Annotated in this window: 8 protein-coding genes; 3 read left to right on the top strand and 5 right to left on the bottom strand. The window is 62.6% G+C overall.

Annotated features, from left to right (window positions below):
* Window positions 1-1,021 (top strand): metallophosphoesterase (locus AOP73_RS03610; protein ID WP_174435860.1); only part of this gene is annotated, 1,021 nt, incomplete at its 5' end.
* A 3-nt stretch (window positions 1,022-1,024) separates the two neighbouring features.
* Here the strand turns inward: AOP73_RS03610 and glpK are convergent.
* Together glpK and AOP73_RS03600 are read right to left on the bottom strand one after the other, a co-directional pair.
* The gene (gene glpK / locus AOP73_RS03605) at window positions 1,025-2,530 is read right to left on the bottom strand and encodes a glycerol kinase GlpK (protein ID WP_061963242.1); all 1,506 of its coding nucleotides are present in this window, start codon (window positions 2,528-2,530) and stop codon (window positions 1,025-1,027) included.
* An 84-nt stretch (window positions 2,531-2,614) separates the two neighbouring features.
* Window positions 2,615-3,583, bottom strand: coding sequence for a sugar-binding transcriptional regulator (locus AOP73_RS03600; protein WP_061964806.1), 969 nt, complete (start codon window positions 3,581-3,583; stop codon window positions 2,615-2,617).
* A gap of 106 nt (window positions 3,584-3,689) precedes the next feature.
* Here AOP73_RS03600 and AOP73_RS03595 point away from each other — a divergent pair, with 106 nt between their 5' ends.
* Together AOP73_RS03595 and AOP73_RS03590 are read left to right on the top strand one after the other, a co-directional pair.
* On the top strand, window positions 3,690-5,411 hold the full coding sequence (locus tag AOP73_RS03595; protein WP_061963241.1) for a glycerol-3-phosphate dehydrogenase/oxidase: 1,722 nt from the start codon (window positions 3,690-3,692) through the stop codon (window positions 5,409-5,411).
* 203 nt (window positions 5,412-5,614) lie between these two features.
* On the top strand, window positions 5,615-7,471 hold the full coding sequence (locus AOP73_RS03590; protein WP_061963240.1) for an alpha/beta hydrolase family protein: 1,857 nt from the start codon (window positions 5,615-5,617) through the stop codon (window positions 7,469-7,471).
* Between the two features lie 30 nt (window positions 7,472-7,501).
* Here the strand turns inward: AOP73_RS03590 and AOP73_RS03585 are convergent, their stop codons facing one another.
* The 3 genes from AOP73_RS03585 to AOP73_RS03575 form a co-directional block, all read right to left on the bottom strand.
* Entirely contained in the window at window positions 7,502-9,706 is a 2,205-nt protein-coding gene (locus AOP73_RS03585; RefSeq protein ID WP_061963239.1) for an alpha-galactosidase, read from the bottom strand.
* Between the two features lie 109 nt (window positions 9,707-9,815).
* Window positions 9,816-11,141: an ABC transporter substrate-binding protein gene (locus AOP73_RS03580; protein WP_061963238.1), complete on the bottom strand. Its 1,326-nt coding sequence runs from the start codon at window positions 11,139-11,141 to the stop codon at window positions 9,816-9,818.
* A gap of 49 nt (window positions 11,142-11,190) precedes the next feature.
* Window positions 11,191-12,015, bottom strand: coding sequence for a carbohydrate ABC transporter permease (locus tag AOP73_RS03575; protein ID WP_061964805.1), 825 nt, complete (start codon window positions 12,013-12,015; stop codon window positions 11,191-11,193).
* Between the last annotated feature and the right edge of the window lie 14 nt (window positions 12,016-12,029).

Genomic DNA, 12,029 nt, shown 5'->3' with positions numbered 1-12,029 from the left:
CGCGGAGATCTACGACCGCCAGACCTCTATCCACGACTACTTGCTCAAGGAGCGCGAGAGCCTCAACCTCCAATACCTGATCCACACGGGCGACATTGTGGATTGGGCTGCGGACGAGGCGCAGTGGGAGCGGGCCGATGCCACTTACGACGAGCTCGACAGGGCTGGGCTGCCGTACGGGGTACTCGCCGGCAACCACGACGTCAACCAACGCACCAATGACTACACGGCCTACTCGACCCTGTTTGGCGACGAACGCTTCGCGGCCAACCCCTGGTTCGGCGGCAGCCTGCAGGACAACCGCGGTCACTACGACCTGGTCACCGCGGGGGGCATCGACTTCCTGTTTCTCTACATGGGTTGGGGCGCCGGCGACGAGCAGATCAACTGGATGAATGAGGTGTTGGCGCAATACCCGGAGCGCGTCGCCCTGGTCAACCTGCACGAGTACATGCTGACGACCGGCGGACTCGGGCCGCTGCCCCAACGCATCTACGACGAGGTCATCGCGACGAACTCAAACGTCAAGTTCGTGCTGAGCGGTCACTATCACGATGCCTTCACCCGCCTGGACTCGTTCGACGACGATGGGGACGGCGAGGACGACCGCACGGTGACCTCCATGTTGTTCGACTATCAGGACTTGCCGCACGGGGGCGAGGGATACATGCGCCTCATGCATTTTGACTCAGCGGCGAAGTCCATCACGGTTCGCACATACTCGGACTATCTCCGGGACTACGACGCGGTCAACCAGGCGCTGGACCAGGCCAACCAGGAATTCGTCATCCCGTACGAACGCGCCGGCATCGAGGCCCCTCGCAAGGTGCTCCTCACCGACTCCCTCAGTGTCGACGTGCTCGGCGACGAGGTCATTGCCAAATTTGAACACGTCAGGTCCGGCAGTCTCGTCGAGACTGAGTGGAAACCCGAGGCCGGGGCCACGTCCTGGTACCTGCGAGCAGAGGACCCCTACGGTGCAGAGGTGGTCACGGACGTCCGCACCGTGGCCTCGTCCTAGGGCTCACTCGATCCAGTCAAACGTGCGCGAGACAGCCTTGTGCCACTGAATGAGGCCCTCGGCTCGAGCATCGGCTTCCGTCGTCGGTTCCCAGCGGGCATCCTCGCGCCACAGCGAGCGAATCTCCTCTAGGTCCGTCCAGAAGCCTACTGCGAGCCCCGCGGCGTAGGCGGCGCCGAGCGCCGTCGTCTCGATCACTATGGGCCGGATGACGGGGATGCCGAGGACGTCCGCCTGGATCTGCAGTAGCAGGCCGTTGACGACCATGCCTCCGTCGACCTTAATCTCAGTGAACTCTATGCCGGTGTCCGCCGCGACCGCATCCAGAACCTCACGTGATTGGTACGCGACGGCCTCGAGCGCGGCACGGGCGATGTGGCGCTTGTCTGCGAATCTCGTCAGCCCCAAGATGGCACCTCGTGCGTCTGGCCGCCAGTACGGCGCGAACAGACCTGAGAAGGCAGGGACAATCACCACGCCACCGTTGTCGTCCACTTCGTTGGCCAGGCTCTCAACCTCCGCGGCGGTCGCGATGATGCCGAGGTTGTCGCGGAGCCACTGGATCAGTGAGCCAGTCACTGCGATGGAGCCCTCGAGAGCGTACAGCGGGTCCTCTCCTGCGATCTGATAGGCCACCGTGCTGATGAGTCCATGCTCGGAGCGCACCAACTCGTGGCCGGTGTTGGCCAGCACGAAGTTGCCGGTTCCGTAGGTGTTCTTTGACTCGCCGCGCGAGAAAGCCGCCTGACCGAAGGCCGCGGCCTGCTGGTCACCCAGGATGCCGGAGATGGGGATCTCGCGCAGCAGGCTGGAGGACTCGACCTTCCCGTAGATGTCCGAGGAGCCACGGATTTCCGGGAGCATAGAGCGCGGGATGTTCAGCTCGCTGAGGATGTGCTCGGACCATTCGAGGGTCGTGAGATTCATCAGCATGGTGCGGCTGGCGTTGGTGACGTCCGTGGCGTGCACTCCGCCGTCGGTTCCGCCCGTGAGGTTCCACAGCACCCAACTGTCCATGGTGCCGAACAGTAAGTCGCCGGCCTCGGCGCGCTCGCGAGCACCCTCGACGTTATCGAGCAGCCACATGATCTTGCTGGCGGAGAAGTAGGTCGCGAGAGGCAGGCCCGTCTCCTCGCGGTAGCGGTCAGTTCCGAGCTCGCTGCCCCGAGCCAGGGTTTCCACGATGTCCTGTGTTCTGGTGTCCTGCCACACAATCGCGTGGTGGATTGGCTCGCCAGTGTGCCGGTCCCAGACGACGGCGGTCTCGCGCTGGTTGGTAATACCCAATGCCTCGACGTCGTGGCGGGTGATGTCCGCGTGACCCAACGCAATACCGATGACCTCGCGCGTGTTCGTCCAAATCTCGGCAGCATCGTGCTCCACCCAGCCGGGCTGAGGGAAGATCTGACGGTGTTCGATCTGACCGGTGGAGATTGAACGACCGCGGTGATCAAAGATCATGGCCCGGGTACTTGTCGTTCCTTGGTCAAGTGCGACCACGTACGTCATAGGGAGCTCCTTCGCTCAAGTGGGGACTGTGTCAATGTAGACGGGAGCGAACAACGGTGCCTAGCCATTGGGAAAACGTGCAGCTTAGGCCGGGTCGAGCAGTCGCGTCGCGAGCGACTCGTCCAGGATGAGGTCCGTCACGAGGCCTGCCTCGAGTGCGCCCTGGAGGCTGGCGAGCTTCTGTACCCCGGACACGACGCAGACTCGGCGAGGGACGCGCCTGAGGCGCTGGAGGTCGGGGCCGCTTCCGCGTGCGTTCAGGGAGACATCCTTTGACGACCCGTCGCGGCGGTAAAACACCGTGGCGACGTCCCCGACGACCCGATCCGCGCTGAGGCTCTGATAATCCGCGGCATCGAGATAGCCGCCGATGTAGACGTGGCTGGGAATCTCAGCGAACGGAGAGCCCAGGCCAAAGACCGCGATGTCCATGCGTGCCTGGACCGCCAGTACGCGATGGACGCTGCGCTCCTTCCATAGCCCCACTTTGACGGCTGGGTCGTCAAAGAATGCGGGGACTGCGAACTGCTGGATCTGAGCACTGTAGGCCGCTCCGAACCGCTGCATAATTTCCGACGCGTAGTCGATGCCAGTGGTCTGGGTATTGCCAGCGCCGTTCATCTGGACGATGACCGAGTTGTGCGTGTCTTTCCTCACTACATGCCGACTGACGGCGCTGACAGTCGACCCCCACGCGACCCCGAGCGTCATATTGGAATCCATCCACGAACTGAGCAGGCGAGCGGCGGTCATGGCCACGCGCTCGAGGCGGTCGACGTCGCTGATGAGTTGGGGCACGGGCACCACGTGTGCCGTCACTCCGAACCGCTCAAGGATCTTGCGTTCCAGCGCGGCGCCGTGGTCGAGCGGCGAGGACACCGTGATCTCAACGAGGCCAGTATCACGCGCAAACCCGAGCAGCCGAGATACGGAAGAGCGAGACATCGCGAGGTCTCGTGCAATGGCGTCCATGGTCAGATCCTGCATGTAGTACATCTGTGCCGCGCGCAATGCGGCACGCGTTCTGCGGTCGTCAGAAACACTCTCCGACATGGCCATCTCCTCAATTCTGCACGTTCGTGCAAACGGCTTGTACAAATGTGTGCGTGCGGCAAGTATAGGTCTCATCAGGCATATGCGTCAGTGAAAGGACGGCAGTGTGGCACAGCCAAGTACAGCTCTCTTCCCTGCGGAGGAGCGCCCCGACGTTGCTCAGATTCGTGAGTCAGGGCGAACCGCGGTGCTCGTCATCGGCGGTGGCATCAACGGCCTAGCCACCTTCCGCGACCTAGCGATGCAAGGGATCGACGTGGTGCTGGTGGAGCGCAATGACTTTGCCTCAGGATCCACCGCTGCGTCGAGTCACATGATCCACGGTGGACTCCGCTATCTCGAGAACGGCGAACTGCGCCTGGTCCGGGAGTCAGTCCACGAACGCAACTCGCTGTTGCGCATCGCGCCCCACTTTGTGCGTCCTCTCAAGACCACCATCCCGATCTACTCGACGTTCTCCGGTCTCATCGCTGCGCCGCTACGGGTGCTTCGCCACCAGAAGGGCAAGCGCGCCAGCGAGCGTGGCGCCGCCATCATCAAGATGGGCCTCACCATCTACGACACTTTCTCTCGCGACAACGGATCGGTGCCTCGCCACCAGTTCCACGGCCGCAAGCGGTCGTTAGAGCAGTTGCCACAACTCAATCCCGAGGTGAAGTACACCGCAACCTACTTCGACGCCTCGGTGCACAGCCCCGAGCGCCTGGCGCTCGACGTCATGCTCGACGGCGTCCGTGCGGGTGAGCGGGCGACTGCCGTCAACTACGTCGAGGCGGTCGCTATGACCGACCAGGGCGTCACACTGCGTGACCGCGAGACGGGTGTCGAGTTCGATCTCACCGCTGACGTTGTCGTCAACGCGTCAGGACCATGGACGGACCTCACCAATGGTGCACTCGGGCGCGACACGACGTTCATGGGGGGAACCAAGGGTTCACACATTGTCCTGGACAACGAGGAGTTGCTCGCCGCTACCGACGGGCGCGAGATCTTCTTCGAACACAAGGACGGCCGCATTGTGCTGGTCTACCCGTTGCACGGCCGGGTGCTCGTGGGGACGACAGACCTCGAGGCCGATCCGCGCGACGATGCCGTGTGCACCAACGAGGAGATTGACTATTTCTTCAATCTGCTCGGCGAGGTCTTCCCATCGATCCAGGTGGAGCGCTCTCAGATTGTGTTCACCTATTCGGGGATCCGACCCTTGCCTCACCACGACGCGATGGCTCCCGGCTTGGTGTCGCGGGACTACTCGATCGAAGAGGAGGACGGGGGCGCCGGGCCGACGGTGCTGAGCCTGGTCGGCGGCAAGTGGACCACTTTCAGGGCGCTCGGAGAGACGCTGTCTAGTCGAGTCCTAGAGATCCTCGGCCGCCCGCGCGCTTCGTCCACCGACGGTGTCGCCATCGGTGGCGCCGTGGACTTCCCCACGGACCCAAGTGTTCGCACCGACTGGTTCAGCACGCATCTTCCTCGCGTCGAGTCGGACCGCCGCGAGGTGCTGCTGGCGCGCTACGGGTCGCGAGCCAGCGATGTCGCAGACTACGTCGAGACGGACGTGGACCGTCTAATTGCGGGATGCGAGCTCTCGTCTCGCGAAGTCGATTACATGGTTCGCCACGAGTACGCGCGCACCGTGGCGGATGTGGTCCTGCGTCGGACCAATCTCGCGTTTATGGGGCTCGCCTCAGGAGGGGTGATCACTCAGATCGCCGATGCGATGGCTGGCTCCCTCTCGTGGGACGCCTCTCGCACGGCGCACGAAATCTCACGGTGTGAGGAGGTACTGCGTACGTTGCACAGCGTTCCCGAACCAGCAGGACGGTGACTGTATTCCAGGTCACACTAACCAGCGTGCACATTGGTGCAGGTTCAACTCAAAACAGTTCAGCACAGCGGAGGCAGCCATAGCCTTCGGTAGTCCCCTCAAGAATGCTGACTCGTAGAAATTGCGATCGATCACAGCGTCAGGGCTAAGTAGCACTGTCGAAAAGCGTCGCCGGTGCCTCATAACAAAGGAGTTAGAGAGCAATGAAAACCACAATGGTGAAGCGGAACAGCTTTTGGCTGATCCTCTCGCTTGTCCTCGTGTTGATTTCGGCAGTGGGCGCCTCATTGGTGCAAACCAACGGCGGCAAGGTCACGATCAAGGACATGCAATGGGAAACCTCCTCGGGGCGCATGTTGAACGCGCTGCTGTTCAAGCCAGAGAACGCGACGGTGGAGAACCCCGCCCCGGCTGTCGTGGTGAGCCACGGTTGGTGGAACAACCGCGAGATGCAGGACGCGAACTACGTCGAACTGGCGCGACGCGGCTACGTTGTCATCTCGATTGACATGTACGGACACGGCAACTCTGACCCGCTTCCCGCTGATGAGATCCCTGTAGGCGGAACGGGCATGTACGACGCCGTCAAGCTGATGGCTGATTTGCCCTACGTGGACCCCGCACGAATCGGCGTCTCGGGCCACTCCAACGGCGCCCGTGCAGCGAACTTCTCAGTTGCGATTGACAACGAAATGCCTACGCCGCTGATCGCTTCGGTCTTCCTCGTCGACAATGAGGCGTTCTACAACGACGCCGCCAACGACAACGCCTACTACAACATGTACGGATCGCGCGACGTTGGTCTCAACGCCGACCAGTACGACGAGTTCTTCTTCCGTTCCTACAGCCCCGAGGGCGAAGTTCTCACCCCGCCACGTGAGTTCGCTACCACTGACAACGCTCAGTCATTCCTGCACTTTGGCGCCGCGCCGGGAACGTACGACGACGTGCGTGATGTGGACACTTACTACACAGAGAACATTGATGGCGTAGATGCCGTGCGTATTCTGCACACTCCCGCCGAGACGCACCCGTGGGGCACCATCTCAGCAGAAACCGTCAGCAACCAGATCGACTTCTTCGACACCACGCTTGGTGCACCGAATCAGGACGTTGGTGGCGGACAGATCTGGCAGGCCAAGGAGTTCTTCACGACGCTCGGCGTGATCGCCTTCGGTATCTTCCTGGTGGCATTCACCCGCACGATGCTGCAGACGCGCGCGTTCTCCTCGCTCAAGGTCAAGGAGAAGATGGCCATCGCCCCCGCGAACCGCATTGGCAAGGTGTGGTTCTGGGGAGGTCTCTTGATCTCGGCGGTGTTCTCAGCATGGAGCTACTTGTGGCTCAGTAAGCAGACCAGCCTCTCCGGCGTGGTATTCAACTCGGAGCCTTCATTCTTCGTTGAGGGCGCAGTGTTCTTCATCGCACTGTGGGCCGCGATCAACGGTGTCTTTGCAGCCATCGTGATGACGATCTCGTACCTCTTCAACGTCCGTAAGCAGGGCAGGACATTGCGGGACATCGGGGTCCTCCCCGGTTGGGCCTCGTTTGGCAAGGGCGTAGGGCTCGCGGCGATTGTGGTCTCCGCGTCCTTCAGCCTGGTGTTCTTCGTCGACTACTTCTTCAAGACGGACTTCCGTCTGTGGGTCTTCGCGATCAAGGTCTTCCCCCCAGACAAGATTGGCTACGCACTGCTGGTCCTGCCCTTGTTCCTGATCTACTTTGTGGCGAACTCCATCATCGTCAACTCCTTCAGTCGCATCTCAATTGGCGGCAAGGAGTGGGTGAACACCGCACTGCTCGCGTTCTTCAACGCGCTCGGTCCGCTAGTCCTCGTGGTCTGGCAGTACTCGACCTTCTTCGACACGGGACACCTTGTTGATGGATTCGGGGGCATCTTCAGCATCTGGCTCTTCCCGACGCTGATCATGCTCCCGGCGGCTGCGGTGATCTCGCGCAAGATCTACCGCGAGACCAACAACCCGTACATTGCCGGCTTCATCAATGCGATGGCAGTGGCGATCATTGCCGCGTCTAACTCGCTGGTGACGACCTTCTAGAGATAGCTCGCATGCAAGGGAGTCCCGGCCTCACGGCCGGGGCTCTTTTGCGTTGTCAGATGGAGTAACGGACGAGGCACGGAACTCAAGAACAAGTGCGGTACCCGGATTGAGCAGGGGGAGCGGAATGCCAACCTCCGCCAGGAAGCGTCCCGTGACTTTCAGGGGCTGGTCGGCTGTCATCCAGGGTGGGTCGGACACCTGGTGACGACTGGCGAGGCCGAGTTCCTCTCGCGCGATCACGGTGTACTCACGCGACGGATCGAGGCCCGGGAACTGTGTCCGCGGAGTGAACGCCGGGCTCGAGGTTGACACCCGCACCCAGGCGAATAGCGCATGGTCGCCGGTGTGGGAGACGACGCCGTGCAGCAACGCGCCGGGGTCGTCGCTATCAGCTCGCACGGTGCGACCGTGGTGCAGGAGCGGGCGAAGTTCCTTGTAGGTCTCCGCCCAGCGGGAGATCAGGGCCAACTCGTCCTCGGAACACCCACCGAGGTCCCACTCGATCCCGGCGTGGCCAAACAGGGCAGTGGTGAGGCGAAACTCCAGATCGGCGGTGCGGTGAGTGGTGTGGGCCGTGGCGGGGCCCAGGTGTGAGCCCATCACCTCGGGGGGCACCAACACTCCTGTCCAGCGCTGAATCGACTGCCGTTCTACGGGGTCGTTGGTATCGGATGCCCACACGCGCTGGGTGCGGGCCAGTATCCCAAGATCCACGCGAGCTCCTCCGGACGCACACGACTCAATCTCGAGTTCAGGGTGACGCTCACGCAGTGCATCGATGAGCGCGTAGGTGGCGGCAGTCTGCCGGTGGACAGCGGGTGCGCCGCCCATGGAGCGCGAGACGGCACCATGCAGATCCCGGTTGTGATCCCACTTGATGTAGTCCAGGCCCATGGACGTCACGGCGGCACTCATGCGTTCGAGGAGGTAATCGTGCACGTCGGGCAGGGTGAGGTCCAGTACCAGTTGGTGCCGCCACTCGGCGGGGTTGTCTCGGGTTCCCAAGAGCCATTCCGGGTGCTGGCGTGCGAGGTCGGAGTCGCGATTGACCATCTCGGGTTCAAACCACAGCCCAAACTCCATCCCGAGAACGTGAACTACGTCCGCGAGCTGCTCTACCCCAGCGGGCCACTTCGAGGTATCCACGACCCAGTCGCCCAGACCCGAGCGATCGTTGGGTCTACCCACGAACCAACCATCGTCGAGCACGAATCGCTCCACGCCCACCCGAGCGGCGACGCCGGCAAGTGCGATGAGTCTGGCGGGGTCGTGCTCGAAGTACACGGCCTCCCACGTGTTGAGGGTCAGCGGCCGGGGCGTCGCGGGGTGTGCGCTCAGGTCGCGCGCATAGCCATGGAGCGCCTCACTGACCTGGTCGATGCCTGTCTCTGCCCGAGCAAAGATCACGATGGGCGAGCGATAGGTCTCGTCGGGGCCGAGACGCACCTCCCCGGGAGCCAGGAGCTCGCCCGCAACGATGGCCGCAGAGTGCACACCGGCGCCCTCGGGCAGCCTTTCGACGCTCACGTCCTGATCGCCAGACCAGGCAACGTGGGCACTCCACACCTCGCCACTCCCAAAGCCAAAACCCTGGGTGCCGACCATGGTGAGGAAGGGGGCATCGTGCCCTGGTCGACCCCGCCGCGTCGTGCGCCGATGCGAACCATCCACCACTGGCATGCGTTGAGGCGCGCGCTCGCGCGTCCAGCGGCCGCTAAAGTCCAGAAGCTCGGTGGCGCGAGCAGGCAAGGGCATGACCGCTCGCACGCCGGCGAGGTCGAGCGCGTCGCCCGACGTCGCGGTACTGGTCACCTCGGTTTGAATAGACAGCACGCCGTGCGAGTCGAGGGTGAGCGTGAGGCCGACACGAACGTCGGAGCGCTCATCGTCAAGCGTGAGGGTAAGGCCCGTGGCGGTTCCGTCCTCGTGGTGGCCGTGTGCCGTGGCTTCATTGAGGACGAGCGCTGGGTCGGCCGCCGTGCCAGCCCGATGCCATTCCAGGGCTGGCGTCCCCGACCACCCGTCGCCAGTGACGGGAAGCAAGCCAAAGTGGCGTGGCGCATCGAACGAACTGAAGGTGACCGCGGGGTCTGACGTGGCCGCGAGCCAGTCAACCTCTGCAGCCGCGAGACGTTTGCCCCAGTGCAACACCCGGGGTCCGCGATCGTCGAGGGCTACGACGATGCTCACCTCGCCACCGGTCAGGTGGATGGTGCGAATAGCTGCGTTCATAATGTCCACCTTATGACTGGGTGCGAGGGGTGAGGGAGAGCGTCCAGACGACTGTGGGCGCCGGCAAAAGTGCCGACGCCCACAGTGCCTGAGTTGAGGATGCGGAAGGCTACTCGCCCGCCACCGGGATAGCCTGCGCCTCAAGAGCGGCGATGGTTGACGCGTTGCCATCTGCTAGCGCGCTCGCGAGCGTGCCCGATCCGCTGACGGCGTTCTTGAAGCCGTCAGAGACGTCCGCGTAGACCTGCGTCATGGTCGGACCCCACGTGAAGTCGGGGACAACCTGTGACGAGGCATCCTTGAACACGTCGTAGATGGCCTGGTCGCCATAGAACTCGACGCCCTCCTTCAGGACGGGAAGGTTGAGACCCTCCTTGGTCGCCGGGTAGATGTTGGCGGCCTCGTTCAGTGCCGTCAGCGACTCATCGGAGGTGTTGAGCCACAGTGCGAACTTCGCAGCTTCGTACTTGTGGTCGCTGCCCTTGAGTACTGCGATGGACGAGCCACCCCAGTTGCCGGCGTCGGTGCCACCCTCGGTCCACTGCGGTGCGGGAGCGACGGCCCACTTGCCGGCAGTGTCAGGTGCGCCACTGGCGATGGAGTTGGCGCCCCACACCGCGGACACCCAGGTCCACGCGTCACCGGAGTTGTAGGCGTTGTTCCACTCGTCGGTCCATGCGGGAACAGTGGAGACGAGATCCTTGTCGAGCAGATCCTGCCAGTAGTCAGCAACCTGTACCGACTCGGGCGAGTCGAGGGTCACGTCCCAAGCGTCACCTTCGGTGGAGAACCAGCTACCACCGGCCTGCCAGACAAAGCCAGCGAACTGGTTGATGTCGGACTGCGAGAAGTTGGTGATGTAGCCGCCAGCGTCCTTGACCTGTGCGGCAGCATCGGCGTATTCGGCCCAGGTGGTGGGCACCGGAATGTTGTTCTCCTCGAAGAGGTCCTTGCGGTAGAACAGCGCCATGGGGCCTGAGTCCTGCGGGACACCGTAGACCGACGATTCGGTTCCAAGCGTCACCTGGCTCCAGGTCCAGTCGACGAAGTCGTCCTTGGCCGCCATTACTTCTTCACAGTTGCCGATGTCCTCGAGTCCGTCCTGGACCAGGAAGTTGGGCAACGCGTCGTACTCGATCTGCCCAAGGTCAGGAGCATTGCCTGCCTCGATCTGGTTGAAGAAGTTCTTGTACGTGCCGCCGTTGCCGTTGGGGCCGGTCTGCACCTTGACCTGAATGTCGGGGTTCTCGGCGTTCCACAGGTCGACGACGCCTTCGATGCCGGGAATCCAGCTGGTGAACTCGAGCGTGACGTTCTCTCCGGCGGGCTCACAGGCACCGCCGGCTACGGAATCATCACTCGACGAGCACGCTGCCAACGTGACTGACGAGAGTAGGGCAACGGCTGCGGCCGCTGCAGTCTTAGTGTGCTTCATTGCATCCTCTACTTTCTTGTGTATCCCTGCGCGTGCGCGCGTGGAAGGTTTATTTGACGGCACCGGCCGCGAGGCCGCTGCGCCAGAACCGCTGCAGTGACAGGAACGCCACGATCAACGGAACGATGGAAACGAGTGCGCCGATCAGCACGAGGCTGCGGAGTTCGGGCAACTGGTTGAGTTGGGTGTTCCAGGCGTACAGGCCGTACGTCACGGGGAAGAGCGACTCGTCCCGCAGCATGATGAGCGGCAGGAAAAAGTTGTTCCAGATGGTGACGAACTGGAAGAGGAACACAGTAATGAGCGCCGGTGCCATGAGCCTGATGCTGACGGTGAAGAAGGTTCGCACTTCACCGGCGCCGTCGAGGCGTGCGGCCTCAAGAAGTTCGTCCGAGACGGACGATGCTGCGAAGATTCGGGTCAGGTAGACCCCGAATGGGCTCACGATTGAGGGCAGGAACACGGCCCAGAAAGTGTTGGTCAACTGCACTTCACTGAAGATGAGGAACAGCGGCAGTGCAAGAGCGGTGGCCGGAACGAGTACGCCGCCGAGGACGACGTTGAAGATCATTTCGCGACCGCGGAAGCGGTACTTGGCTAGCGCATAGCCACACATGCCGGCCAGCAGCGTCGCTACGGCTCCACCCACCCCCGCGTACAGCACGGAGTTGCGCAGCCACTCGAGGTAGACGCCATCACGATAGGCAAACAGGTCGCCGATGTTCTGGAACAACTGGAAGTCAGCGAACCACAGTGGGTTGGTGGTGAGGATAGAGCCGGTGTCCTTGCTGCCGGCGACCAGCAGCCACCAAATGGGGATCAGGAAGTACAGGGTGAACGCACCCATGATGACCATGGCGACCGTGCGAGACATGACGTGCTCGCGGG

Origin of the sequence: Demequina aurantiaca, assembly GCF_000975135.1 — a bacterium.
Taxonomy (GTDB): Bacteria; Actinomycetota; Actinomycetes; order Actinomycetales; family Demequinaceae; genus Demequina; species Demequina aurantiaca.
The sequence above is the reverse complement of the archived record's forward strand: the minus strand, read 5'-3'. Positions and strand labels throughout refer to the sequence as shown.